Raw genomic sequence first — 25760 nt, forward strand, 5'->3', positions numbered from 1 at the left:
CCGCTGCCATACCCGCTACAATCGCTGCCCGTAGTTTTGAACATGGCATGTCGATAATGGGTTTGGGCTGGTTCGGATTCTCGACTTTCTGGGTGCTGCCGCTGGTCTGGCGGATGGCCGGGCGCTGGCTTGCCGGTGATCGCCGGCTGGCCGGGCCGGGTTCGCTGCGTACCTGGCTCGGTACGCTGGCAGTGCTGTGTGCCAGCGCCTCCCTGGAGGCGCTGACCGGCGGCGCCGATCCGGAGTCCACCGCGGGCGGTTCCGCCGGCCGCGCGCTCGCCGGCATGTTCGGCAACCTGTTCGGCTGGACCGGTGCCTTGCTGCTGATGCTGGGCGTGCTGGCGCTGGCGGCACCGATGGTGTTCGGCGAAACCTGGCGCGGCCTGTTCGCGCGCAAGCCGCGCCGCGCGGCGGCCGCTGATGCCCCGGCGGACGAGCAGGCGCCTGCCTTCACCAACCCGTTCGCCAATACCTTCACGCCGCAGGTGCCGCGCGACGCCGAGCGCCGCGAGGCCGCCACCGCCGCTCAGGGCAACTGGAGCGCGCCGCCCCAGCGCCACCGCAGTTTCGAAGCGGTTTCGGCGCGGCGCCAGCCCGCGTGGCAGCCGCCGCGGCGTACCCGTGAATCGCCGCCGCAGCCGGGCGAGCTCTGGCTGCATGCTGCCGATGCGCCGGCGGCGGGCAAGACCGTGCGCGCCGCGGGAACCTCCGCCGCGATGGGCGCGGCCCAGGCCGTTGTGCAAGCGGTGCCGGTGCCAAGGCCCGCACCGGCGCCGGTTCCGGTGCCGCGCAAGCCGGCAGCGGCTGCAGCGCCGGCACCCTCGCCGGCACCGGCGGCCGCACGTTCTGCGCAAGCCCCGCGCGCGACCGTGGTCAGCAGTCCGTTCCGACAACCGCAGCCACTGGTGCGCTCGTCAATCACGACATTGCCGGAGTCGCAGGCCAAGGCGGTGGCAACTGCGACAGCGGCGCAGTCGGCGGCCCTCACGCCTGCCGCCGCGGCCAGCGTTGTGCAGGCAGCGGTCGGGCCGGCGATTGCCGTCGCCGAGCCGGCGGTGCCGGATACGGCGGTGGCCGAGGCCAGCGTGGATGTCGCAGCTGACGCGGTCGTGATCGAGCCCGACGCCGCGGCGCCGGCTGCCGCGCCGGAGGAGTCGGCTGCGCTGCCAGCCATCGACAAGGACATTGCCGACACCGATGCCGCCACGCTGACAGCGATCCGGCAGGAAGCACTGGAGCTGTTGGCGGAATTGCAGGCCCTGGCGGGCAAGGCCGGCACGCTGCCCGCGCCCGCCCAGGAAGTCGCCGAAGCGGTGGCCGACGTTGCCGACGCCACGGCTGTTGTGGCGGAGATCGATGCTGCGCCGAAGGCCGAGGCAGTCGGCCTGGTCCAGGCAGACGAAATACAGCCGGAAATCCAGCCAGTCGGGACATTGCCGTCTGACGACATTCACGATGCCGGTGCCGTGGCACAGGCTGTCGCTATCTCGGCGATGGAGGAGGGGAGCGGGGCTGCTCCGGTTTCGGCCGAAGCTGCCGCTGACCGCGGCACGGAAGCGCTGATGGACGGCAACGGCCTGGTCGGCGAAGCCGTTGCCGATATGGACGCAGGCGAACTTGCTGCCGAGGCGGAGGTCGTCGAGGCCGTTGAAGCCATTGAAGCCATTGAAGCCATTGAAGCCGCTGAAGCCGCTGAAGCCGCTGAAGTAGTTGAGGCAGTTGAGGCAGTTGAGGCAGTTGAAACAGTCGAGCCAACCGAGGCCATCGAGCCAGAGGAAGAAGTGGCGGCCGCCGCGTTCGAGGCGGCAGCAGGACCTGCGGAAGCAACCGTCGCATCCGAGCCGGCTCCGCCCGTGATCGCCGCGCCCGTGGCCAAGCCCCGCATCGTGCTGCCGGCGGTGGTCGGCCGCACGGTGCCGCTGGCCATGAGCCAGCCCGCTCCCGCACCCGCACCGGTTCCCGAACCGCCCGCGCCGCGCCCGCCGGTCGACTACCGCCTGCCGCCCGCCGACCTGCTGGAAAACCAGCTCGACAGCGCCGAACAGGTGTCGGAAGCGCGCCTTCGTGAAACTGGTGAACTGATCGCGCAGCGCCTGGCCGAGTTCAAGGTGCCCGTCGCCGTGGTCGGCGCCGATGCCGGCCCGGTCATCACGCGTTTTGAGGTAGAGCCCGCCATGGGCGTGCGCGGCGCACAAGTCGTGGGCCTGATGAAGGACCTGGCCCGCGCGCTCGGCGTGACCTCGATCCGTGTGGTCGAGACCATCCCGGGCAAGACCTGCATGGGCCTGGAGCTGCCCAATGCGCGCCGGCAGATGATCCGGCTGTCCGAGATCGTGCAGGCCGCCTCGTTCCAGGCGCACCATTCGCGCCTGGTGCTGGCGATGGGCAAGGACATCACCGGCAACCCGGTGGTCACCGACCTGGCGCGCGCGCCGCACCTGCTGGTGGCAGGCACCACCGGCTCGGGCAAGTCAGTCGCGGTCAACGCAATGATCTTGTCGATGCTGTACAAGGCCACGCCGGAAGATGTGCGCCTGATCATGATCGACCCCAAGATGCTCGAGCTCTCGGTCTATGAGGGCATCCCGCACCTGCTGTCGCCGGTGGTCACCGACATGAAGCAGGCCGCGCACGCGCTCAACTGGTGCGTCGGCGAGATGGAAAAGCGCTACAAGCTGATGTCGGCGCTGGGCGTGCGCAACCTGGCCGGCTACAACCAGAAGATCCGCGCCGCCGAGGCTGCCGAACGCAAGGTGCCCAACCCGTTCTCGCTGACGCCGGATGCGCCGGAGCCGCTGTCGCGGCTGCCGATGATCGTGGTGGTGATCGACGAGCTGGCCGACCTGATGATGGTCGCCGGCAAGAAGATCGAAGAACTGATCGCGCGCCTGGCCCAGAAGGCCCGCGCCGCCGGCATCCACCTGATCCTGGCGACGCAGCGCCCGTCGGTCGACGTGATCACCGGGCTGATCAAGGCCAATATCCCGACGCGTGTCGCGTTCCAGGTTTCGTCCAAGATCGATTCGCGCACCATCCTCGACCAGATGGGCGCCGAGAGCCTGCTCGGCCAGGGCGACATGCTGTTCCTGCCGCCGGGCACCGGCTACCCGCAGCGCGTGCATGGCGCCTTCGTCGCCGACGAGGAAGTGCATCGTGTGGTGGAGCACTGGAAGCAGTTCGGCGAGCCGGATTACGACGAAGCCATCCTGGCCGGCGACCCGGCCGAGGCTGGCAGCACGGACCTGTTTGGCGAAGGCGGCGGCGATGGCGAAGCCGACCCGCTGTACGATGAAGCCGCGTCCTTCGTGCTGACCAGCCGGCGTGCCTCGATCTCGGCAGTGCAGCGCCAGCTGCGCATCGGCTACAACCGCGCCGCGCGCCTGATCGAGCAGATGGAAGTCGCCGGGTTGGTATCGCCGATGGGCCGCAACGGCGCGCGCGACGTACTGGCGCCGGGGCCGGCGGACTGAGTCAACGTAACCTGCGGAGACGGTGATGGCGCTCGAGCATGGAAGCCTGCTGGCCGATGTGCCGGTGAACCAGGCGGAAGAAGTGTTCCAGCCGCTGCTGACGCGGCCTGGCCTGAAGATCGAGCGGATTGTCTCCAACGGGCAGGCCAGCCCGGCAGGGTTCTGGTATGACAGCGCGGAAGCCGAGTGGGTGCTGCTGGTCAGCGGCAGTGCTGCGCTGGAAGTGGAAGGCGAGTCGGCATTGCGGGTGATGCAGCCGGGGGAATGGCTGCATCTGCCCGCGCATTGCCGGCATCGCGTGGCGTGGACCGATGCGGCGCAGCCTACGGTGTGGCTGGCGGTGCATTACGATGCCGGCGACAAGGCGCCAGCGCCTCAGCCCTTAGGCTGATCCGGAAACACCGGCTCCCCAAGATTCAACATCAACCGGTTCGCCCACGCGAAGATCGCGACCGAGTGGATCAGGTCGAGGATCTCCGCATCCGTCACCCCCGCATCGCGCAGCGGCTTGAGCTGTGCCGCGGTCACCTCCGCCGGCCGCTCCGTCAGCGCGATCGAAAACTGCGCAATCGCCTTTTCCCGCTCGGTAGTGCCGGCGGTGCGCGGGTCCTCGAACACTTCCCTGATCACGTCATTGCGCTTGGCCAGCTGCTCGAAGCGCTGCGCATGCACCGACGCGCAATACACGCAGCCATTGATGCGCGACACTACCGTGGTCGCCAGCTCGCGCTCGGCGCGCGGCATGCCGCCGGGCGCGTACATGATGGCGTTGAAGGCGGTGGAGCGCTGGCGCAGGATCTCGGGCTGGTGCACCAGGAAGCGGTAATAGTCCTGCACCTTGGCCTTGGGATGGCTTTCCTCGAGCACGGCGATTTGCTCGGGCGTGGCCTGGTCCAGTTCGACGATATCGAGCCAGGCCTTCCAGTCCAGCACTTCGTTGGTAAAGCCGTGGGATTGGATGATCTCGCTCATGCCTGGGCTCCTGCGGTGTCGTTCAATGCTTTCAAGGCGTCCAGGCCGGCTACCAGCCGAACCTGGTACGACAGGAAGGCAATCAGCTGCGCCAGCGTGACCACGGCGGGTGTGCTCAGTCCCGCTGCGGGCAGCGCCTGCAACGCGGCCTTGTCGCCTTCGACAGGCTTTTCGATCAGTGTGCGGGTGAATACCAGCATTGCGCGCAGGCGCGGCTCGGTGATGTCCTGAGGCTCGCCTTCGGCTGCGGCGCGCACGTGCGCTGCAGCGGCGCCCAGTTGTTCCAGCCGCGCGCGGTAGTGCGCCGCCAGCGCTGCGGACGGCGTCAGGCGCGCCGCGTACAGCGCGACCAGCAAGCGTTCTTCGAGCGACAGGCCGGGCAAGGCCGGGTCGAACAGGGCGTCATGGCTGCCCTGGGTGGCGGCCACGACCTTGTTGCGCTGGTGGCGCAGCGCATGCGTGGCGCTGCCGGGCGCCAGGCCGGTGAGCTGGTCGATCAGGTCGACCGCGGGGGCGGAGGTCTGTGTCATCGGACTCTCTTGGTTCGGGTATCGGTTCAAAGGTTTACGGTCAGGCATGCGCGGTGCGATGTGCCGGCGGCAGCGCCGGGGTCCATTCGTCGCCGAAGACTTCCGGCTCGGCAAAGGCCTGCAGCGCGGCGTAGTGCAGTTCGACGTCTTCCTGGTACAGCAGCGCGGCGATGCCCTGGCCGAGCCGGCGCGCGCCGTCGCTGATCGCCGGGATATCGCCGGAAATGGTGCCGTGGGACAGCGCCGCCGGGTAGCAGAAGCAGTGGATGCGCGACAGGCCCGGGCACGCGCCCTGGGTCTTTTCCTGGAATTCAAACGCTTCGCCCAGGTCTGGCGAGTCGGACAGCTCGCGGTCTTCCAGGCCTGCCGGCGGCACATAGCGGTCGCGCCAGTAGCGGATATGCGGGGCAAAGGCGGCAAATTCCGCCCGGGTTTCCAGGTCGATGCGGAAGCCCGTCGAGAAGATCAGGAAATCGAGTTCGTACGTGCCGCGCGGCGTCCCGATGTGCAGCACATCGCCACACACTTCGACCGATTCCAGCGCCGCGCCCAGATTGAAATGCGCATTGGCGTGGCGCGACACCCGTAGCGTGCTGCCGCGCGGCGGCGGCACCTGCTCGGTGTTGATGTAATTTCGCAGCCGCCATTTCCAGGCATCCGGGAGGCCATAGTGGCCGTGGGTCAGCCCCGGGTTGCCGGCGCCCTTGCTCTTGTTGACGCGCGGGATGTCCTGGCGCCGCACCAGCAGCTCGACGCTGGCCGCGCCGGCTTCGAGCGCGGTGGCGGCGCTGTCCATCGCCGACGCGCCGGCGCCGACCACGCCCACGCGCTTGCCGCGCAGCGTGGCGTAATCCATCTCGTCGGACGAGTGCGCCCACAGGTGGCGCGGCAGCGCCCCCGCCAGCGGCGGCACGTAGGCGCCGCCGAGGCCGTCACGCCCCGTCGCCAGTACCACACGGCGCGCGAGGACAGTCAGCGGGCCTTCGGAGGACTGCATCGACAGTGACACCAGGCCATCGGCGCGCGGCACGATCTGTTCGACACGGTGCTCGTTGCGGATATCGAGGTCCAGTACCTGTCGATACCAGCGCAGGTAGTCCATCCATTGCAGGCGCGGAATCTTGTCCAGCGCCTGCCAGGCGGCCTCGCCGAACTGCGCCTCGAACCAGGCGCGGAAGGTCAGCGCCGGCAGGCCCAGCGCGGGGCCGGTCAGCTGCTTGGGCGAACGCAGGGTTTCCATGCGCGCCGTGGTGGCCCATGGGCCTTCGAAACCAGCCGGCGCGTGGTCAAAGGCGCGCACGCGGATGCCAAGGTGCGCCAGCGTGGCGCTGGCCGCCAGGCCGGCCATGCCGCCGCCGATCACGGCGACATCGAGCACTTCATGGCCATCGTGGGTACGCGGCATGGTCCACGGCCTGGCGGGCAGGTCCAGCCAGGACAAGTCCTGGCGCAGGCGTGCCTCGAGTCCGGGCAGGCCGGCGGGGGTGGGAGTGGTGCGGTCAGTCATGGCTGGGAAGATCGGTGTCCGGTGAAAACATGTCGGTGCCGGCGCCGGTGTCGCCGTACAGCGATTGCAGCAGCGCGCCGTGCTCGGCCGGGTCGCGCATCAGCAGGTCGGGCAGCAGCGCCGCGGCGGCATCGGCCACCGCCTGAACCAGCGCCAGCACCGCGGTGCTGGCCGGGCGCGCCTGCGGCGTGATGACGCCGAAATAGAACGGGATATCCGCGTCGATCGGGCGCACCGCGATGTCGGCCAGCGGCAGCCCGCGCGCGGTCACGGGCTCCAGCAGCGCAATGCCAAGGCCGGCGCGGACCAAAGTCAGCGCGTTGATCGAGGTGTTGGTGTCGATCACCCCGGCCGCGGGCACGCCCGCACTGGCCAGCGCCCGGTCCACACGGCGGCGTAGCCGGTAGGGGTTCTGCATGGTGACGATGCGGCGCGCGCGGCAATCCTGCAATGAAATCGCTGCCTGGGCCGCGAGCGGATCGTCGCCGCGCACCGCCGCCACGCATGCCGACTGGCCGATCCAGTGCACGTTCACGCCGCGGTGTTCCAGCGGCAGGCTGTTCAGCCCGATGTCTGCGGCGCCGGTCAGCACGGCATGCACGACCTGTTCCGGCGATACGCCTTGCACGGCCACCCGTTCCGGCGCGCACAGGCCGCGTTCGAAGGCCAGCGCCAGCGCGGGCGGCAGCAGGCCGGCGGCCAGTGCCGGGGTGGCCGCGATGCGCAGTGGCCGGCCGTCGCCGCGCGCCAGCGCCGCAGCCCGGTTGCGGATCTGCTGCATGCCAGCCAGCGTCTGCTCGACCTCGTCGTAGAGCAGGAAGCCCTGTTCCGTCGGACTGACGCGCGGGCCGCTGCGGGTGAACAGCGCAAAGCCGAGTTCGGCCTCCAGCTCCTGGATCAGGCGCGTGATGGCCGGCTGCGAGCGGCCGAGCAGGCGGCCCGCGGCGGTAACGCTGCCGGTGGTCACGACGGCGGCGAAAGCTTCCAGTTGCCGGATTTCCATTGGCGTTGGCGATGTATGTGTAATCTGGATTCTGACGTGTTCATCATGCAAATGGCAAATACTATTTCGGGATAAGGCTATGCCACCGCTATGATGTAGAGATGCCGGGCGCACACCGGCCCTACCAAAAGGACGGATGTGTTGGCCTGGCTCAGTGGCCTCAGTGGCAATCGGCAGATCCATGAAAAACCCACGCTGTGGCGCGTGGTCCTATGGATGCTTGCTGCAGCACTTGTCGGGGCGGAACCCGCGCAGGCCGCCGACCCCTTGCGCGTCGGCTCCAAGCGCTTTACCGAGTCCTACATCCTTGGCGAACTGCTGACGCAGGCCGCCGGCCCGCGCGGCACCGCGCAGCACCAGCAAGGGCTGGGCAATACCGCGATCGTGTTCGAGGCGCTCAAGGCCGGCAGCATCGACCTCTATCCCGACTACACCGGCACGCTCGCCGCGGAGATCCTGAAGTTGCCGCCTGGCGCCGGACTGGACGCCATCCAGCGGGCGCTGGCCCCGCTGGGATTGGGTGCCGCGATCCCGCTCGGCTTCGAAAACACTTACGCACTGGCCGTCTCCGACACCCGCCCGCCCAACCTGCGTCGGCTCAGCGACCTGGCCGCGCAGCCGCGGCTGCGGCTGGGCCTGTCGCACGAATTCCTCGGCCGGGCGGACGGCTGGCCCGGTCTTGCCAGCCGCTATCGCCTGCCGCAGCAGCCGGTCGGGCTGGACCACGGCGTTGCCTATGAGGCGCTGGCAGCGGGGCAGGTGGATGCGATCGACATTTATTCGACCGACGCCAAGATCCTCAAGTACCGGCTGCGCGTGCTGGAGGATGACCGGCGCTATTTCCCGCGCTATGACGCGGTGGTGGTGTACCGGCTGGACGTGCCGCAGCGCTTCCCGCAGGCGTGGCAGGCGCTGCAGCGCTTGTCGGGCCGCATCAGCGCGGCTGACATGGTAGCGATGAACGCCGCGGCGGAGATCGACCGCAAGCCGTTCGATGTCGTCGCGCGAGAGTTTCTGGCGCGTGGCTCGAACCCCGGCACGGAACCGGGCGCGGCGCCGGCGTCCGCAGCCGCGGCGGCGGGCAGCAGCGATCGCCGCCTGCTCGGCGCGCTGCTTGGTCCCGACACCAACCGGCTGGCGCGGCGCCACGTCGGCCTGGTGGCCGGGGCGGTCGGCGCTGCCACGCTGGCCGGCGTGCCGCTGGGCATCCTGGCCGCGCGCCGCCGGCGCACCGGGCAAGTGGTGCTGGGCGCCGTCAGTGTGCTGCAGACCGTGCCGTCGCTGGCCTTGCTGGCGATGCTGATCCCGTTGCTGGGCCGCATCGGCGTGTGGCCCGCGCTGGTCGCGCTGTTCATGTATGCGCTGCTGCCAATCGTGCGCAACACCGCCACCGGGCTGGAGCAGGTGCCGCCGGGCATGCGCGACGCGGCCCGCGCGCTCGGGCTGCGTGGCGGCCAGGTCCTGCGCTACGTGGAACTGCCGCTGGCGCTGCCGGTGCTGCTGGCCGGCGTCAAGACCGCCGCCATCATCAGCGTGGGTACGGCCACGATCGCGGCCTTCGTCGGCGCCGGCGGCTTTGGCGAGCGTATCGCCACCGGGCTGGCGCTCAACGACACCACGCTGCTGCTTGCCGGCGCGATTCCGGCCGCGCTGCTGGCGCTCGCCGTGCAGGCCGCGTTCGAGACGCTCGAATGGGCGCTGCGCCGCCACCGCGACACGCGCTGACAGCGTTCAGGCGGACTGTTGCGCGATCAGCTGCCCAAGCGTGGCGATTGCCGCCTCCGCTTCGTCGTTCCACAAATGCCCATAGTTGAGCCGGATGCAGTTGCGGTAGCCCTGCCGCGCCGAGAAGATCGGCCCCGGCGCCAGTCCGATGCCGGCCTCCAGCGCGGCATGGTGCAGCGCCAGCGCATCGAATCCGGGCGCGAACTCGACCCACAGGAAATATCCGCCATCCGGCCGCGATACGCGCACGCCCTCGGGGAAATGCCGTCCGATGGCGTCGAGCATCTGGCCCTGCTGCATTTCCAGCACATGGCGCAGGCGGCGCAGGTGCTTGTCGTAGCCGCCGTGCTGCAGGTACTCGGCCAGCGCCACCTGGGTGGGCACGCCGGCCGACAGCGTGGTCATCAGCTTGAGCCGCTGGATCGCCTCGCCGAAGCGGCCCGGCGCCACCCAGCCGATGCGGAAGCCCGGCGACAGCGTCTTCGAGAACGAACTGCAGTGCATTACCAGCCCCTGCGTATCGAAGGCCTTGGCCGGCAGCGGGCAGCGGTTGCCGAAATAAAGCTCGCCATAGACATCGTCCTCGATCAGCGGCACCTGATGGCGTGCGAGCAGCGCCACCAGCGCCTTCTTCTTGTCTTCCGACATGCTGGCGCCGAGCGGATTCTGGAACTGCGTCATGAACCAGCAGGCCTTGACCGGGTGGCGCGACAGCGCGTTGTCGAGCGCGCCCAGGTCGATGCCCTCGGCCGGATCGACCGGGATCTCCAGTGCCTTGAGGCGCAGCCGTTCCAGCGCCTGCAGCGCGGCGTAGAAGCCCGGCGATTCGATCGCAACCACATCGCCCGGCTGGGTCACGGCCATCAGGCACAGGTTCAGCGCCTCCAGCGCGCCGTTGGTGACGACCAGGTCCTCGGCCGGCTGCGGCGCGCCCGCGCCGAGGTAGCGCAGTGCAATCTGCCGCCGCAGCGCCGCGTTGCCGGGCGGCAGGTCGTTGACCGAATGCCACGGATCGAGCGCACGGCCGGCCCGCGCCAGCGACTTGCCCAGCCGCTCCCACGGGAACAGTTCGGGCGACGGGAACGCCGAGCCGAACTGCACCAGCTTGCGGTCGCGCGCGCCCTCCAGCACCGCGAACACCAGCTTGGAAATGTCGACCTGGGTCGAGGCCTGCCGCGACGGCCGGGCCTGCGGCTGCGGCAGGTCGCGCCGCGCCGCCCCGGCGACGTAGTAGCCCGAACGCTCGCGCGCGCGCACGAGGCCGCGCTCTTCCAGCCGGTAGTAGGCCTGAAACGCGGTGGAAGGGCTGACGCCGTATTGCGCCACGGTCTTGCGGATCGATGGCAGGCGGGTGCCGGGCGGCAGGCTGCCGTTGCGGATATCGGCGGCCAGGGTTTCGGCGAGGGCTTCGTACCGTTTCATGGGGCGCTGTCCGGGGCGGGGTGTGTCGTGGCATTATCGCCCGGGCCCGGCAACTGATACGTAAATTTTCCGGGTATCTGATGCTGTTATGCCTGGCGGGTGGCCGCCATAATCGCTTGTCGTCGCCAAAGGCTTTTCGTGCAAGGAGAGACAATGAACCCGTTGAGGCTGCTGCGGACCGTGCTGTGGGGCTTCCTTGGCCTGCGCAAGGGCCAGGAACACCAGCGCGACCTGGAGAACCTGCGCCCCGTGCCGCTGATCCTGACCGGCGTGGCCGTGGCCGCCGGGCTGGTGGCCTGCCTGGTGCTGGCCGCCAACTGGGCCGTGTCGAGCGCGTCGGCGGCGGCAGGCGCCGTGCCGGCCATGACGATAGCCTGAGCAGCGGCGTCGCGTTACATTCCCATCACAACAACAAGCTGATCGACCCCATGTCTTGCCCGACCGGGCGGCGTCGCGCCGCCGCTTTGCTGCCGGTGCGACGGCTGCCCTGGCTGCCCTGGCTGTGGCTTTCCCTGGCGCTGCTGGTTGCCGGCCCGCTCCGTCCGGCGCTGGCCGCGGGCACCCCCGAGGCGCAGCAGGTCGAACGCGGCCGCTATCTCGCGCGCATCGGCAACTGCGCCGCATGCCATACCGCCGAAGGCGGCAAGCCGTTTGCCGGCGGGTTGCTGATCCGCACCGCCGTCGGCACCCTCCACTCGACCAATATCACCCCCGACGCCGCCAACGGAATCGGCGCCTATACGCTGGCCGAGTTTGACCGCGCGCTGCGCCAGGGCGTGGCGCGCGACGGCAGGCGCCTCTATCCGGCCATGCCGTACCCCTCCTACGCCCGCATGCGTGCCGACGATGTGACCGCGCTGTATGCCTACCTGCGCGCGGAGGTCGTGCCGGTGGCGCAGCGCAACCCGGCGCCGCAGCTGCGCTTTCCGTACGGCATGCGCTCGCTGCTATCGGTGTGGAACCTGCTGTTTCTCGATGATGACCCGGTTCGCATCGAGCCCGCGCGCGGCGACGCTTGGAACCGGGGCGCCTACCTGGTGCAGGCGGTGGCCCACTGCGGTGCCTGCCACACACCGCGCGGCCGGTTGTTTGCCGAGAAAGGCCTGGACGAGCGCAGCCGCCACTTCCTGTCCGGCGCCAGCGTGGAAGGCTGGTCGGCGACCAACCTGACCGGCGACCAGGTCACCGGCCTCGGCGCATGGTCGCGCACAGACATTGCCGAGTTCCTGCGCACCGGGCGCAACGGGCACGCGACCTCGTTCGGACCAATGTCCACTGTCATTTCCACCGCCACGCAATACATGAGTCAGGGCGACCTCGATGCCGTGGCGGCCTACCTCAAGTCGCTGCCCGGCGCGCGCGGCGAGGACAAGCCGTTCCGCCCCGATCCGGCCACCGCGCGGCAACTGCACCAGGGCCGCTTCGACCTGCCGGGCGCACGCCAGTATGCGGTGTTCTGCATGCCGTGCCATGGCGCAGATGGCAGGGGCTTCGCGCGCGTGTTTCCGCCGCTGGCAGGCAACCCGACCGTGGCCGATCCCGATCCGGCGTCGCTGGTCAACCTGCTGCTCGATGGCGCCGTGACCGCGCGCGTCGGCACCGCCGCCACCGACTACCACATGCCCGGCTACGGCTGGACGCTGGACGACCAGGAACTGGCCAGCGTGCTGACTTTCATCCGGCGCGGCTGGGGCAACCGTGCCGGCCCGGTGACCGAAGCCGACGTGGCCGCGCGGCGCAAGGCCCTGGCGACACAGCCCTGAGACGAAGCGCCCCGGCACGCACCGCATTTCGATGAGCATCCGATGACGATCACGCGCAGAGACTTCCTCAACGGCACGGCGCTGACCATTGCCGCCGGGCTGACACCGGCGCAATGGCTGCACGCGCAGCAGGTCGGGGCGGCAAGCGCCGGCTATCCGCCGGCCCTGACCGGGCTGCGCGGCAACCATGCCGGCACTTATACGCTGGCCCACGGCCTGGCGCGCGAGGGTGCCAAATATCCCGTGGTGCTGGCGCGCGAGGCCTTTGACCTGGTCGTGGTCGGCGGCGGGCTGAGCGGACTGTCGGCGGCGTGGTTCTACCGGCGCCGTTTCGGCGCCGCCCGGCGCATCCTGATCCTCGACAACCACGACGACTTCGGCGGCCACGCCAAGCGCAACGAATTCACCGTCCGCGGCCAGCGGCTGGTCACCTATGGGGGCAGCGCCGAGATGCCGCCCGGCGCGGCCAGCGACACCGCCATGCGCGAGCTGCTGGCCGGCATCGGCCTCGATCCCGCGCGTGCGCCGGCCGCGCCGCCGTCCGACCCTTATGCCGCGCAGGGCATGGGCCGTGCCGTGTTTTTCGATGCCGAGCATTTCGGCCGCGACCAGTGGATCGGCGGCGATCCGTTCGGCGAGCTGGCCGATGCGCGCAATGGCCTGCGCGCGCAGGGTCCCGACGCCGCGGGCCTGCAGCGCTTTCTCGAGCAGGCGCCGCTACCCGCGGCGGACCGCGCCGCGCTGGCCCGACTGGCGGCCGGCGCCACCGACTACCTGCCCGGGCTCGACGGCGCCGCACGCGCCGCTGCACTGCGCACCATGCGCTACGCCGCCTTCCTGCGCGACAAGGCCGGCCTCGGCCTGCCGGCGCTGCGCTTCCTGCGCAGCCGCAGCAACGATGCCTATGCGCTCGATGCCGACGGCATATCGGTGGCCGATGCGATCGCGATCGGGCTGCCCGTCGGCGCCAACATGCCAGCGCCGGCGCCGAACCCCCGGCTGGGCAAGTCTCCGGCCTCGCGCCTGTGGTTCCCGGACGGGAATGCCTCGCTGGCGCGGCTGCTGGTGCACAGCCTGGTTCCCGGCGTGGCGTCGATTGCCACCCCCGCCGACGTGGCCGCCGCCGCGTTCGACTACAGCCGGCTGGACCGCGACGGCGCGCCGGTGCGGCTGCGGCTGAACAGCACCGCGATCGCGGTCGAGCCCGATGGCAACATCACTCGCGTGACCTACGGCTGGCGCGGCAACCTGCACCGTGTCGAAGCGCGCCACGTGGTGCTGGCCGGCTACAACATGATGATCCCGTACCTGCTGCCGTCGCTGCCGGCGGCACAGAAGGCGGTCCTGCGCGACGAGGCCAAGGCTCCGCTGGTCTACACCAAGGTGGCGCTCGATAACTGGCAGGCCTTCGCCGCGCTGCGCGCGCGGCGCATTCACGCGCCAGCCATGACATACACCGACCTGTGGCTGGAGCCGCCCGCGGGATCTCGCCCGTCCGACCCGGCGGTGCTGCACATGCTTTATGTGCCTACCGTGCCCGACAGCGGCATGCGCGCGCGCGACCGCTTCCGAGCCGGCCGGGCCTTCCTGCTCGGGACGCCCTTCGAGGCGCTGGAGCGCGACATCCGCGCGCAGCTGGACGGGATGCTGGGGCAGGCCGGCTTCAGCGCCAGCAAAGTGATCCGCGGCATCACGGTGAACCGCTGGGCGCACGGCTACAGCTATATGCCGGACAGCGTGGCCGGCGAGAACGTGGCGGCCGACGCGGCCTGGCCGAATCTGGCCGGGGTTGGCAACATCAGCATTGCCAACAGCGACAATGCCGGCAGCCCGTCGGTGACGGCGGCGGTCAGCCAGGGCAAGCGGGCGGTGGAGCGGCTGCCGGGGTAAGAGGGGCGGCGGAGGGCGGCGGCCGGTTGATGCGCGCGCGGTCAGTCGTCGCGCCGGGTCGTCAGGGCCTCGATCTCGTCGTCCTTGGACTGCCACTGATGCGCCAGCCAGTGGTGGAATTCCGTGCGGAACGCCTTGTCGGTGGTGTAGTCGGCCTCGCAGAACGCCGGTGGCACCTCCAGCTGGTGCATGCGCACCACCACCATGCCGGCGCGGCCGCATGCCAGGTCCCAGAAGCTCGGTATGCCGTCGGGATAGGCGATGGTCACGTCGATCATCGAGCGAAAGCGCGTTCCCATCGCATTCAGCGCCACCGCCAGTCCACCCGCCTTGGGCTTGAGCAGGTGACGATACGGCGACGCCTGCGCGGCGCGCTTGGCCGCGCTGAAGCGCGTGCCCTCGGCAAACACCATCACGCTGGTGGGCACCAGCGAGAATTTCTCGCACGCGCGCCGCGCCGTTTCCTGGTCCTGGCGCCGCAGCGCCGGATTGCGGCGCAGTTCTGTCTTGCCATGGCGCTTCATGAACGGAAAGTCCAGCGCCCACCACGCCAGCCCGATCACCGGCACATAGATCAGCTGCTGCTTCAGGAAGAACTTCAGCAGAGGGATGCGGCGGTTCAGCGCGCGCTGCAGCACAAAGATATCGGCCCAAGACTGGTGGTTGCAGTTGACCAGGTACCAGTCCGCGTAGCGCAGCCCGGTGTTGCCCTGGACATCCCACGGCGCCTGCTGGATGCGCGCGAACCAGCCGGTATTCCAGGAGATCCACCCCGTGGCAATGCCGTTGAGCACCGGATCGATGCGCCGGCGGACCGCGGCGAACGGCAGCACCAGCTTCAGCAGCGCCAGCGGGAACAGCAACAGGCACCAGAACAGGGTGCTGGCAATCAGCACGATCCAGCTGACGATGCCGGTGATCCAAGAAAGACGCCCGCGCGGCAAGGGCAGGGGGCGATGGGACCTGGGCGAGGCGCTGGATTGGCCAGCGTTGCCGGCACGGGGCGTGCCGGATGGCGAGGTAGGAAAAGTCATGGACGACAGTTTGCTAGCGCTCGGCAGATAAGGGCTTGAGCAGAGTCAAGGCGGGCACTACGAACATGGAATCGCACGGTTCAGTGCGGCGGCAGTGCCTAGTGTACGACAGGAAGCGGATCCGGAATGGCCCCGGAGGCACCTGCATCGCCGGGGCAAACCGGATCAGGCTGCGCCTTGCTGAAGACGCAAACCAACGCCGGCGGGAGCGTCTATGCTTTGATAATGGGCATGCCGGACGCAATGCGGGGCTACGCTGGCACCACGGCCCTGCATACGCTCCCCGCCACGCACAACGGTATGGCGGTGACGGCATGAAGCGCGTTTACGCCCTGATCGCGGCCAGCACGATGCTGGCTGCCTGCGTTTCGACGGGCGTCGACGTCCGGCAGGAGCACCTGGAGAACTTCCTGCTCGACTTCTCCACGCTCGACGACGTGACCGCGCAGCTGGGCAAGCCGACCTCGCAGACGACGCTCAGCAACGGCTCGACCATCCTGGTCTATTCCTTTGCTAGCTCCCGGCCGCATCCCGAGAGTTTTATCCCCTTCATCGGGCCGTTGTTTGCCGGCGGGTCCATCAAGTCGTCGATGGTGCTGCTTGAGTTCGACGAGAACGGCGTACTCAGGAGCCAGCGCAGGACCATGTCGACCAGCGCGTCGGGGTTAAGCGTGTTGCCGGCGGATGGGTTGCCTTAAGGGCGTCCTGCATTTCCTGCGGCAGAGGCGAAATATCAGCGTCCGCGGCGCCAGTAGCCGTTGGCAATCCCTTCTATGACATCTACGCCCAAGAGCCTGATGCGTGGTGGCGCGTAATGAACCCGATTCAGGCCAGCGCGTGCATTGCTTGCCGCCGGGACATGGCCGTCGGCTCGGGCGGGCCGCCGCGGTACCCCGCCGCAAACACCATCCGCCCCGCCGACCACGTATGGGTGACCATTGGCTGGCCGGCCACGCTGGCTACGGCGATCACGTCGGCGCGCAGGCCCGGCGCCAGCCGGCCCCGGTCGCGCAGCAGGCAGGCTTCCGCGGGGTTTGCCGTCACCAGCGCGAGCGCTTCATTCAGCGGCAGTTCGGCCTGCCGGGCGGCGGCATAGGCCGCTGCAATCAGCGTTGACGGCTGGTAGTCCGAGCACAGGATGGTGCCGACGCCGGCGTGGATGGCGTCGATGGCGCGCATCGAGCCGCTCTGGCTCTTGCCGCGCAGCACGTTGGGTGCGCCCAGGATGGTCGGCAGTGCCTGTGCGCACGCGGCTTGCGCGGTCTCCAGGTTGATCGGGAACTCGCTCATGCGCACGCCCAGCGCCTGCATGGCGGCGATGCGCTGCGGCGAATCGTCGTCATGGCTGGCCGTGGGGATGCCGAGACGGTGCGCCTGTGCCACCAGCCGGTTGACGCGTTCATGCGCGCCGTCCAGCGCGGCAGCTTTCTTGTCGGCGGCGTCGGCGGCTTCCTCGCGGGTCATGCCGTGGTTGCCGATCATGTAGGCGAGGTAGGCGTCCAGCGTCTTGAACTGGCCCTGGCCCGGCGAGTGGTCCATCACCGACAGCAGGTCGACCACACCCTCGGCCATCAGCTTTTCCAGTACCGGCACGGCGCTGGCATCGGTCACTTCATAGCGGCAGTGGACGCGGTTGTCGACCAGGCTATGGCTGCGGAACGCGGCCACGGTGCGCACCAGCGTGGCGGCGGTGTCGACGTTGCGCACGCCGAAGTGGTTGCCGGCAAAGGAGAGCGCATGGTACGGCGTGGTGATGCCAGCCGCGGCGTTGCGGCGGTCGACCTGTGCCACGGCGAAATCCAGCGGGAACAGCACGTTGGCACGCGGTTCCACCTCTTTCTCGATGGCATCGCAATGCACGTCGATCAGCCCGGGCATCACGGTGTGGCCGCGCAGGCCGATCACGTGGGCGTTTGCAGGCGCGGCAGATGGTTCGATGGCGGCGATATGGCCGTCCTCGATCAGCAGCGCGCTGTCGTGCAGCACACGGTCGGGCAGTACCAGGGTGGCGTGCGTCAGGTAGGTTGCGGTCATGTCCGGCTCCGTTGTTCTGGACAGTTACTGGCAGTTGGGGGCGAGGGCAGTGGCGGGCTGCAGCGGCAGCAGGCGCGTCGCCACGGCATCGCGTACCGCCTCGTCGTGGAAGATGCCGATCAGCGCGCGGCCGTCGGCCAGTGCTTCGCGGATCAGCTCGACCACGACCGCGCGGTTGTCGGCATCGAGCGAGGCGGTCGGCTCGTCGAGCAGCAGGATCGGGTGCCCGCCGATCAGGCCGCGGGCGATGTTGACGCGCTGCTGCTCGCCGCCGGAGAACGTTGCCGGTGGCAGTTCCCACAGCCGGCGCGGCAGGTTGAGCCGTTCCAGCAGCACCTCGGCGCGCTCGCGCGCTTCTTCATGGCTGGTGCCGCGCTGCTGCAGCGGATCGGCCACCACGTCCAGCGCCGACACGCGCGGGATCGCGCGCAGGAACTGGCTGACATAGCCGATCACGTCGCGGCGCAGCTTCAGCACGCGCTGTTCGGGGGCGCTGTTCAGTTCGACCCACGGCTCGCCGTCGGCGCTGGTGTCGCGCAGGCGGATGCTGCCTTCGGTGGCCAGGTAATTGCCATAGAGGCAGCGCAGCAGCGTGCTCTTGCCGGTGCCGGAAGGGCCCGACAGCACCAGGCATTCGCCGCGCGCGGCGTCGAAATCGATCGCGTTCAGCACCGGCAGGCGGATGCCGCCCTGGTTGTGCAGCGTAAACATCTTGCCGAGGCCGCGCACCTCAACCAGCTTCTTCAGCTTCTGTGCATTGTCTGCTTGCATTGTCGTCAGCCTTGCAGGATGGAAGAGACCAGCAGCTGCGTGTAGGGGTGCTGCGGGTCGTCGAGGATCTGGTCGGTCAGGCCTTGCTCGACCACGCGGCCGCCCTGCATCACCAGCGTGCGGTGCGCCAGCAGGCGCGCGACGGCGAGGTCGTGCGTGACCAGCACGGCGGCCAGGCCGAGATCGGAGACCAGCCGGCGCAGCAGATCGAGCAGGCGCGCCTGCACCGAGACATCGAGCGACGCGGTGGGCTCGTCCATGAACACCAGCCGTGGATGCGTGACCAGGTTGCGCGCGATCTGCAGGCGCTGCTGCATGCCGCCGGAGAACGTGCCGGGGACATCGTCGAGGCGGGCCAGGTCGATCTCCATTTTTTCCAGCCAGCTGCCGGCGACTTCGCGCAGGTTGCCGTAGTGGCGCTCGCCCACCGCCATCAGGCGCTCGGCGATATTGGCGCCCGCGCTGACCTGCATGCGCAGGCCGTCGCGGGCATGCTGGCGCACGAAGCCCCAGTCGGTGCGTGCCAGCAGCCGCATGCGTGCGCTCGACAGCGTGGCCAGGTCGGTCAGGCCGGACTCGCGCATGTCGTAGCTGACGCTGCCGCGCTGCGGCGGCGCCTGCATCGACAAGGCCTGCAGCAGCGTGCTCTTGCCCGAGGCGGATTCGCCGACCACGCACAGCACTTCGCCGGGATAGAGGTCGAAGCTGACGTCATGGCAGCCATGCAGGCCGTCCCAGGTGCGCGTCAGGTTGCGCACCGACAGCAGCGGGGTCGTGCTCATCGTGCACCTCCCGCGGCGTGCTTGACCGCTTGCCCGGCCTGGCGGTCGGCGCAGTACTCGGTGTCCGAGCAGACGAACATGCGCGTGCCCGCATCGTCGGTGATGATCTCGTCCAGGTAGCTGTCGGTGGCGCCGCATTGCGCGCAGCAGCTCGTCCACTTCTCGACCGTGAACGGATGGTCGGCGAAATCCAGGCTCTTTACCGAGGTGTACGGCGGCACGGCATAGACGCGCTTCTCGCGCCCTGCGCCAAACAGCATCAGCGCGGGGCTGCGGTCGAGCTTGGGGTTGTCGAACTTGGGAATCGGCGAGGGCCGCATCATGTAGCGCTGGTTGACGATCACGGGATAGTCGTAGGTGGTGGCGATATGCCCGTGATGGGCGATGTCTTCATAGAGCTTCACGTGCATCGCGCCGTACTCGGACAGCGCATGCATGGTGCGGGTCTCGGTCTCGCTCGGTTCCAGCCAGCGCAGCGGCTCGGGGATCGGCACCTGGAACACCATGGTCTGGCCCGCGCGCAGCGGGGTTTCCGGAATGCGGTGGCGGGTCTGGATGATGGTCGCCTCGGCGGTGCGCTCGGTGGTCTGCACGCCGGTCACGCGGCCGAAGAAGCGGCGGATATTGATGGCGTTGGTGGTGTCGTCGGAACCCTGGTCGATCACCTTGAGCATGTCGGGCTTGCCGATGATGGCGGCGGTGACCTGGATGCCGCCCGTGCCCCAGCCGTAGGGCAGCGGCATTTCGCGGCTGCCGAAAGGGACCTGGTAGCCGGGGATCGCCACGGCCTTGAGCAGGGCGCGGCGCAGCATGCGCTTGGTCGATTCGTCGAGGTAACCGAAGTTGTAGTGCTCGTCGCGGGCGATGCCCGTGGCGGCGGATGCGTTCGCGGCGGTCATGCCAGCGTCTCCTCTTGCGGCTGGGGCTGCAGATGCGATGCGGGTTGCATGGGTTGCATGGATTGCGAATCGGCCGGCGCGGCGGCGGCATTCGTGCCTTCCTGTTCGCCGCGCAGGCGACGCAGCAGTTCCAGGTTGGCCTGGAAGTCGACGTAGTGCGGCAGCTTCAGGTGCTGCACGAAGCCGGAGGCCTCGACATTGTCGCTGTGGTACAGCATGAACTCGATATCGTTGGCCGGGGCGTCGCCGGCCTCGCCGAGTTCGGCGGCGCGCATGGCGCGGTCGGTCAGCGCCATCGACATCGCCTTGCGCTCGTTGTAGCCAAACACCAGGCCGTAGCCACGCGTGAAGCGCGGCGCTTCGTCGGCGTTGCCGGTGAACTGGCTGACCATCTGGCATTCGGTCAGCTCGATTTCGCCGATCGTCACGGCGAAGCCGAGTTCCTCGACGAACAGCTCGACCTCGGCGCTGCCAAAGCGGATCTCCGCCGCAAACGGATGCGAGTTGCCATAGCCGCGCTGCGTCGAATAACCCATCGACAGCAGGAAGCCTTCATCGGCGCGCGCCAGGTTCTGCAGGCGCGCGGCGCGGCTGGCCGGAAAGGTCAGCGGTTCGCGCGTCAGGTCGGGCGGGGCGGGGTCGCCGGCAGGGATCTCGTCGGCTTCGACCAGTTGTTCCGCCTCCAGCAGGCCGGTCACGCGCGGCATGCTGGCGGGCAGCGGCTCGGCCGAAGGCGGCAGCGGTGCGGGATCGCGGCCGGATTCGAGCGAAAAGTCCAGCAGGCGCTGCGTGTAGTCGTAGGTCGGCCCGAGTACCTGCCCGCCGGGGACGTCCTTGAACGTCGACGAAATCCGGCGCTGCAGGCGCATCGCGCCGGTATCGACCGGCACGGTATAGCCAAAGCGCGCCAGCGTAGTCCGGTACGCGCGCAGCAGGAACACCGCCTCGATCTGGTCACCTGCGGCCTGCTTCAGCGCCAGCGCGGCCAGGTGCGGGTCGTACAGCGAGCCCTCGGCCATCACGCGCGACACCGCCAGCGGCATCTGCTCGCGGATCTGCGCCAGCGTCAGCTCGGGCAGTGCCGTGTCGCCGCGGCGATAGGCGTCGAGCATCTGGTAGGAATTCAGGATGGCGCGTTCGCCACCTTTGACGGCTACATACATGTCAGGCCTCCATCTGCGTGGTGCGCGTCAGCGCGCAGAACCGGTCGCCGCTGGCGAGCAGCAGGTCGACACCCAGCGGAAAGCGGTCGTTGTTGGCGCGCCAGGCGCCGCGGAAGTCGGCCTCCAGGCCGGTCACGCGCAGCGTTTGCGTGTGTTCGATACCGGGGCCGCGCAGCGTGAAGGTGTCGCCGTCGCCGAGCGACGCGACTTCCACCAGCAACGTGGCCGAACGGTCCGGGAACGCGGGCTCGCCCTGCGCGCAGTCGGCCAGCGCCGGCATGGCGTGGCCGGCGGGCACGCATACAAAGGTGGCGGCGCGCAGGTCGTCGGTCAGCGGGCAGCCGCAATGGAAGCGCAGGAAAGCGCGCGCGGCGGCGGGTACGCCCGCCGGCAGCCACACCGGGGTGTAGGGATCAGCCAGCGTCAGCAGCAGCGCGCCAAGCGCCGGCGACAGGCCGTCGGGCAGGCCGGTGGTCGCCGGCAGGGACTGGACTTGTCCGGGATGGGCAAAGGCATGCAGCGTGGCGCGGAAAACCTGCTGGGCGTCGTCGACCGGGTTGTCGAAGCCCGGCACCAGCGAAGTGGCGGCGGAAGGCATCGGGGTGGCGGATGTCCTGGTGGAAATCATGTCAGTCCTCTCCCCGGACCATGGTGAAGAACTCCACGCGCGTTTGCGCGGCGGTAGCTGCCTGCTGCGCCGCCCGAGCGGCATGGGCATCGGCCAATGGCGCCAGCACGGCGTCGTGCACGCGCTGGTGCCAGGCCGGCCGCTGCAGCAGCGCGTCCAGCATCGCCGCCTGCTGCGCGTGTTGCGTGCTGCGGCCCTGCACATAGGCCACGCCTACTGTGCCGGCATCGCCGTCTTCCAGCACGACCGCGCAGCGCGTGACCGTGATTTCGCCGAGGTTGAACTGCGCTCCGGTGCCGCCGGCACGCGCGCGCACCATCGCCATGCCGGATTCAGGCTTGCGCAGCAGGCGCCACGCGGGCAGGGCCGCTGCCTGGCCCAGCCGGGCATAGGCGGCATCGAGCGCCTCGGTTGGCGCCATCGCCAATACCCGCAGCCACGCAGCGCGGGCCGGGATCGCATCGGTCATTGCCGGACCGGCGGTTTCGCTTTGCATCATCACCCCTATACGTCTATACGTTTAGATGTCACAACGTGAACACGCCGCTACTAGACCACAGGCAGATGAACGTTTCATGACGCTGCCCGGCATTAGTCTGGCTCCCTGCCATGCCGGCATAACTCGGGCACAATCGCATGGCACCAATGAACGCTTGATGACAAGAGGGCAGGATGTCTGATCGGGAAGTAGAACGGGGTTCCGGCGTGGCCGTGTGGCGCCAGATCGGCGAGGCGCTGGCGGATGACATCCGCAACAAGCTGTACCAGCCCGGCGAGCAGCTGCCGCCGGAGCCGGAGCTGGCGACACGCTTTGCCGTGAACCGGCACACCATCCGGCGCGCCATGGGTGAACTGGAGCTGAGCGGACTGGTGCGCATCGAGCAGGGCCGCGGCACCTTCGTGCAGGAGCATGCGATCGACTACGCGATCGGGCGGCGCACGCGCTTTTCGCAGAACCTGGCCGCGCAGGGCATGCGCGGGCATACCGAGATCATCGGCTGCCAGGAACTGCGCGCGCCGGAGATCGCACGCCACCTGGGCCTGGCGCGCACGGCGCCGGTGCTGCACGTGCAGATGCTCGGGCGGGCAGAGGCGCGCACCATCGACGTTGCCGAGCATTATTTCGATCCGAAGCGCTTTCCTGGCATCGAGGAGGCGCTGCGCGCGCAGCAGTCGGTGTCGCGTGCGCTCGCGCAGTTCGGCATCGCTGACTACACGCGCAAGTGGTCGCGCATTACCGCCGCGATGCCGAGCGCCCCGGTGGCACGGCTCCTGAACCAGCCCAAGACGCGGCCGGTGCTGCAGGTGGAGGCGCTCAATGTCGATATCGATGGCGTTCCAGTGCAGTACAGCGTGACGCGCTTTGCCGGGGACTGGGTGCAGCTGACGGTGTCGGACAGCGACTGAGGCGCACCGAGGCCGCGCGCATTGGTCTAGACATCTGTTTGTCATTTGTCCGCGCTAACGTGCATGTCCATGCATACGATCATTCCTACCCAAGCGCCGCAGCTGAGCGGCATCACGGGGCGCCGCGTGCTTGGTGCGGCGGGCCTGGGGCCGGCTACGCTTGGCTGGCGCGATGGCACTGTCGCCCAGCATGCGCCTGCATCCGGCTTATGGCTTGACGCGGGCGACCTGCTGGTGCTGCCCGGCATCGTCGATATCCATGGCGATGCATTCGAGCGCGCCGTCATGCCGCGCCCGGGCGTCAGTTTTCCGTATGCGGGTGCGCTGCTCGACGTGGACCGCCAGCTGCTCGCAAACGGCATCACCACCGAGTTCCATGGCGTGACCCTGTCGTGGGAGGGCGGGCTGCGCGGCGAAGCCTATGCGCTGCGCATGTTCGAAGCGCTCGCGCAGCTGCGCCCCATGCTTGGCGCCGAGCACAAGGTGCATCTGCGCTTCGAGGCATTCCACCTCGCCGGCGTCGATACCGCGCTCGCCTGGATCGCCGATGGGCGCATTGGCCTGCTCGCCATCAACGACCATTTGCCGATGATGGCGCGCCGCATGGCCGACGAAGGCAAGCTGCGGCAGTACGCCGAACGCGCTGAGTGCGACGTCGAGACCTTCCGCCGGCGCCTGCGTGCGGCCAGCGCCAATGCGCAGGAAGTGCCGGAGGCGATGGCGCGCCTGATCGCCGCCGCGCGCGCGGCCGGCCTGCCGGTGGCTTCGCATGACGACCCGGACGTAGTTACGCGCCAGCACTACCACCGCCGCGGCTGCCGTATCGCCGAGTTTCCGCTGACCATCGACGCCGCCACGCTGGCGCGCCAGCTGGGCGACGACATCGTGTTCGGCGCGCCCAACGTGGTGCGCGGCACCAGCCACACCGGCGCGCCCAATGCGACCGAGATGGTGGCCGCCGGCCTGTGCACGGTGCTCGCTTCCGACTACTACTACCCGGCGCCGCTGCAGGCGGCGCTGCGCCTGGCGCAATTGGGCGTGCTCGACCTGCAGGGCGCGTGGCACCTCGTGTCGCGCAATCCTGCGCGTGCCGCCGGACTGCGCGATCGCGGCACGCTGGCAGCGGGCCTGCGCGCCGACGCGATCCTGGTCGACGACAGACAGCCCGGTGCGCCGCGCGTCTGCGCCACCCTCGTCAATGGCGAACTGAAGCATGCCGCGGCGATGCCGCCGCTGGTCGATCTTGCCGACGCCGGTACACTGGCGGCATGACCATGCATGCTCACCGTTACGCGATCTACCTGGCGCCGGGCGAGCCGTTCCGTGCCTTCGGCAGCCAGTGGCTTGGCCGCGATGCCGATACCGGTGCGGCCATGCCCATGCCGTCCGGGTTCACGGCGCCGCCCTCAGAGTGGGTGCGGGCGCCGGCCCACTATGGCCTGCATGCCACGCTGAAGCCGCCGTTCCGGCTTGCCGCCGGCACCGACGGCGCGCAGCTCGACGCCGCGGCACGAGAATTTGCGCGCGGCCGCGAAGGGTTCGACGCGCCGCTGGCGTTGCGCTCGCTGCGGGGCTTTGTCGCATGGTGCCTGGCCGAAGCGTCACTGCCGATGCAGGCGCTGGCCGATGCCAGCGTGGTGGCATTCGAGCGCTTCCGGGCGCCGCCGGCCCAGGCCGAACTGGCACGACGCAGGCCGGAGCAGCTGAGCGCGGCACAGCGCCAGATGCTCGATGCGTGGGGCTATCCGTACGTGTTCGAGACCTTTGTCTTCCATATCACGCTGACCGGCATGCTCGATGCCGCCAGCGAGGCGGCCGCGCTGGCACGGCTGTCGGCGGATAGCGGCAAGCTGCTGGAAACGCCGCTGCATGTCGATGGCATCAGCGTATTCGTGCAGCCGCGCGCTGGCGACGACTTTATCGTCGGTCGCCACTATGGCTTCGATGGCAGTATCAACGATGGCGCCGGCGCGGCGTACCTGGACGCATGAGTACGGGAATCAAGTCTGACGGCAGTGGCCTGTTCTACGTAATGGGGCCGTCCGGCAGCGGCAAGGATTCGCTGCTGCGCGCGCTGCGCGAGCGGTTGGGGCCCGACGATCGCGTCGTGGTGGCGCATCGCTATATCACGCGCGAGGCCGATGCCAATGAAGCATCGGTGGCCCTTAGTCCCGATGAGTTCCAGCGCCGCCAGGCGCTTGGATGCCTGGCGCTGAACTGGCACAGCCATGGGCTGCACTATGGGATTGGGGTCGAGATCGAGCAGTGGCTGGCTGCAGGATTGACGGTGATCGTCAATGGATCGCGGGAGTACCTGCCGCAGGCGGTGGCGCGATATCCGAAGCTTTGCGCTATCCATGTACGGGTCAAGCCGGAGGTGCTGGCGGCGCGGTTGCGTCAGCGTGGGCGTGAGTCAGATGAGTCGATCGCGCGGCGGCTGGTGCGTGCGGGGCAGGTGTTTGATGTTCCGGATGGCTGCATGCTGGTGGAGATCGATAACAGTGGGGCGTTGCGGGCGTCGGCGGATGCTTTGGCGCGGGTGGTGGGGGTGGGGGATGTGTAGCTGAGCTTTTGTTGCCGTTGTCGCTGGTGGTGGCATGCTGTCGGCTGTTTAAGCGGCCGCTGTCGCCGTTGATGACATGCTGTCGGCTGTTGAACCGCCTGATTCCGCCCTCCTGGGCGGGTCACTTTTTGCCCGAGCGGCAAAAAGTAACCAAAAAGCGCGTTTACGGCCCTGCGGGCGGCCACTCTTATCGTAGT

At 69.0% G+C, this 25760-nt stretch carries 23 protein-coding genes and 1 pseudogene; 11 read left to right on the forward strand and 13 right to left on the reverse strand.

The annotated features are described in order from the left end of the window. The first annotated feature begins 56 nt into the window (after positions 1 to 56). Both K309_RS0120870 and K309_RS36960 read left to right on the forward strand, forming a co-directional pair. Positions 57 to 3470, forward strand: coding sequence for an FtsK/SpoIIIE family DNA translocase (locus K309_RS0120870; RefSeq protein ID WP_029048231.1), 3414 nt, complete (start codon positions 57 to 59; stop codon positions 3468 to 3470). Positions 3471 to 3495: 25 nt separating this feature from the next. After that, positions 3496 to 3861: a cupin domain-containing protein gene (locus tag K309_RS36960; protein WP_035878009.1), complete on the forward strand. Its 366-nt coding sequence runs from the start codon at positions 3496 to 3498 to the stop codon at positions 3859 to 3861. Here K309_RS36960 and K309_RS0120880 read toward each other — a convergent pair. From K309_RS0120880 to K309_RS0120895, 4 genes and pseudogenes are all read right to left on the reverse strand, one after another. Next, a complete protein-coding gene (locus K309_RS0120880; protein ID WP_029048232.1) occupies positions 3846 to 4442 on the reverse strand; it encodes a peroxidase-related enzyme in 597 nt (198 codons plus the stop codon). The two genes, K309_RS36960 and K309_RS0120880, sit on opposite strands and share 16 nt — an antisense overlap. Next, positions 4439 to 4924 (reverse strand): annotated as a pseudogene (locus tag K309_RS0120885) (CMD domain-containing protein); the annotation flags it as partial. The pseudogene K309_RS0120885 and the gene K309_RS0120880, both read right to left, overlap by 4 nt. Before the next feature lie 88 nt (positions 4925 to 5012). Further along, complete coding sequence (locus K309_RS0120890) at positions 5013 to 6479, reverse strand: flavin-containing monooxygenase (RefSeq protein WP_029048234.1); 1467 nt, start codon at positions 6477 to 6479, stop codon at positions 5013 to 5015. Continuing rightward, the gene (locus K309_RS0120895; RefSeq protein ID WP_029048235.1) at positions 6472 to 7482 is read right to left on the reverse strand and encodes a LysR family transcriptional regulator; all 1011 of its coding nucleotides are present in this window, start codon (positions 7480 to 7482) and stop codon (positions 6472 to 6474) included. The genes K309_RS0120890 and K309_RS0120895 overlap by 8 nt, the downstream gene beginning before the upstream one ends. 216 nt (positions 7483 to 7698) lie before the next feature. Between K309_RS0120895 and K309_RS0120900 the strand changes: the two genes are divergently transcribed. Continuing rightward, a complete protein-coding gene (locus tag K309_RS0120900; RefSeq protein WP_029048236.1) occupies positions 7699 to 9207 on the forward strand; it encodes a glycine betaine ABC transporter substrate-binding protein in 1509 nt (502 codons plus the stop codon). A 6-nt stretch (positions 9208 to 9213) separates the two neighbouring features. Here the strand turns inward: K309_RS0120900 and K309_RS0120905 are convergent, their stop codons facing one another. Next, complete coding sequence (locus K309_RS0120905; RefSeq protein WP_029048237.1) at positions 9214 to 10629, reverse strand: aminotransferase-like domain-containing protein; 1416 nt, start codon at positions 10627 to 10629, stop codon at positions 9214 to 9216. A 153-nt stretch (positions 10630 to 10782) separates the two neighbouring features. On the opposite strand from K309_RS0120905, the gene K309_RS36965 reads away from it, so the two are divergent. Genes K309_RS36965 through K309_RS0120920 form a run of 3 tightly spaced genes read left to right on the forward strand, consistent with a single transcriptional unit; the run spans position 10783 to position 14282 of the window. After that, the gene (locus K309_RS36965; protein WP_035878013.1) at positions 10783 to 11007 is read left to right on the forward strand and encodes a DUF2970 domain-containing protein; all 225 of its coding nucleotides are present in this window, start codon (positions 10783 to 10785) and stop codon (positions 11005 to 11007) included. Positions 11008 to 11057: 50 nt separating this feature from the next. Continuing rightward, the gene (locus K309_RS0120915) at positions 11058 to 12392 is read left to right on the forward strand and encodes a c-type cytochrome (protein ID WP_051320530.1); all 1335 of its coding nucleotides are present in this window, start codon (positions 11058 to 11060) and stop codon (positions 12390 to 12392) included. Between the two features lie 42 nt (positions 12393 to 12434). Further along, positions 12435 to 14282 (forward strand): NAD(P)-binding protein, encoded by a 1848-nt coding sequence (locus tag K309_RS0120920; RefSeq protein ID WP_029048239.1) that lies wholly within the window; start codon positions 12435 to 12437, stop codon positions 14280 to 14282. A 41-nt stretch (positions 14283 to 14323) separates the two neighbouring features. Here K309_RS0120920 and yihG read toward each other — a convergent pair whose 3' ends face one another. Continuing rightward, positions 14324 to 15226: a 1-acylglycerol-3-phosphate O-acyltransferase, YihG family gene (gene yihG / locus K309_RS0120925; RefSeq protein WP_029048240.1), complete on the reverse strand. Its 903-nt coding sequence runs from the start codon at positions 15224 to 15226 to the stop codon at positions 14324 to 14326. A gap of 404 nt (positions 15227 to 15630) precedes the next feature. Between yihG and K309_RS0120935 the strand changes: the two genes are divergently transcribed. Further along, positions 15631 to 16014: an META domain-containing protein gene (locus K309_RS0120935; RefSeq protein ID WP_029048242.1), complete on the forward strand. Its 384-nt coding sequence runs from the start codon at positions 15631 to 15633 to the stop codon at positions 16012 to 16014. A gap of 127 nt (positions 16015 to 16141) precedes the next feature. Here the strand turns inward: K309_RS0120935 and K309_RS0120940 are convergent, their stop codons facing one another. From K309_RS0120940 to phnG, 7 genes are read right to left on the reverse strand one after another with little or no spacing between them, the layout of a single operon-like run. Continuing rightward, the gene (locus K309_RS0120940) at positions 16142 to 17350 is read right to left on the reverse strand and encodes an alpha-D-ribose 1-methylphosphonate 5-triphosphate diphosphatase (RefSeq protein ID WP_029048243.1); all 1209 of its coding nucleotides are present in this window, start codon (positions 17348 to 17350) and stop codon (positions 16142 to 16144) included. A gap of 24 nt (positions 17351 to 17374) precedes the next feature. Next, the gene (gene phnL, locus K309_RS0120945) at positions 17375 to 18121 is read right to left on the reverse strand and encodes a phosphonate C-P lyase system protein PhnL (RefSeq protein WP_029048244.1); all 747 of its coding nucleotides are present in this window, start codon (positions 18119 to 18121) and stop codon (positions 17375 to 17377) included. A gap of 5 nt (positions 18122 to 18126) precedes the next feature. Next, positions 18127 to 18903 (reverse strand): phosphonate C-P lyase system protein PhnK, encoded by a 777-nt coding sequence (phnK, locus tag K309_RS0120950; protein ID WP_029048245.1) that lies wholly within the window; start codon positions 18901 to 18903, stop codon positions 18127 to 18129. Beyond that, a complete protein-coding gene (locus K309_RS0120955; RefSeq protein WP_029048246.1) occupies positions 18900 to 19802 on the reverse strand; it encodes an alpha-D-ribose 1-methylphosphonate 5-phosphate C-P-lyase PhnJ in 903 nt (300 codons plus the stop codon). The genes phnK and K309_RS0120955 overlap by 4 nt, the downstream gene beginning before the upstream one ends. Then, positions 19799 to 20965, reverse strand: coding sequence for a carbon-phosphorus lyase complex subunit (locus K309_RS0120960; protein WP_029048247.1), 1167 nt, complete (start codon positions 20963 to 20965; stop codon positions 19799 to 19801). The genes K309_RS0120955 and K309_RS0120960 overlap by 4 nt, the downstream gene beginning before the upstream one ends. A gap of 1 nt (position 20966) precedes the next feature. Beyond that, positions 20967 to 21593, reverse strand: coding sequence for a phosphonate C-P lyase system protein PhnH (gene phnH, locus K309_RS0120965; RefSeq protein WP_035878016.1), 627 nt, complete (start codon positions 21591 to 21593; stop codon positions 20967 to 20969). Between the two features lies 1 nt (position 21594). Further along, positions 21595 to 22092 (reverse strand): phosphonate C-P lyase system protein PhnG, encoded by a 498-nt coding sequence (gene phnG, locus K309_RS0120970; RefSeq protein ID WP_035878021.1) that lies wholly within the window; start codon positions 22090 to 22092, stop codon positions 21595 to 21597. 173 nt (positions 22093 to 22265) lie between these two features. On the opposite strand from phnG, the gene phnF reads away from it, so the two are divergent. The 4 genes from phnF (at position 22266) to phnN (ending at position 25563) form a co-directional block, all read left to right on the forward strand. Beyond that, entirely contained in the window at positions 22266 to 23000 is a 735-nt protein-coding gene (phnF, locus tag K309_RS0120975) for a phosphonate metabolism transcriptional regulator PhnF (RefSeq protein ID WP_029048250.1), read from the forward strand. Between the two features lie 69 nt (positions 23001 to 23069). Continuing rightward, the gene (locus K309_RS36970; RefSeq protein WP_084402482.1) at positions 23070 to 24272 is read left to right on the forward strand and encodes an alpha-D-ribose 1-methylphosphonate 5-triphosphate diphosphatase; all 1203 of its coding nucleotides are present in this window, start codon (positions 23070 to 23072) and stop codon (positions 24270 to 24272) included. Beyond that, positions 24269 to 24991 carry a DUF1045 domain-containing protein gene (locus K309_RS0120985; protein ID WP_029048251.1) on the forward strand — a complete coding sequence of 241 codons (723 nt, stop codon included), beginning with the start codon at positions 24269 to 24271 and terminating at the stop codon, positions 24989 to 24991. The genes K309_RS36970 and K309_RS0120985 overlap by 4 nt, the downstream gene beginning before the upstream one ends. After that, entirely contained in the window at positions 24988 to 25563 is a 576-nt protein-coding gene (gene phnN / locus K309_RS0120990) for a phosphonate metabolism protein/1,5-bisphosphokinase (PRPP-forming) PhnN (RefSeq protein ID WP_029048252.1), read from the forward strand. Before K309_RS0120985 ends, phnN begins: the two co-directional genes overlap by 4 nt. Positions 25564 to 25760: the final 197 nt, after the last annotated feature.

It is taken from the genome of Cupriavidus phytohabitans, assembly GCF_000426345.1.
In the GTDB taxonomy this organism is placed as follows: domain Bacteria; phylum Pseudomonadota; class Gammaproteobacteria; order Burkholderiales; family Burkholderiaceae; genus Cupriavidus.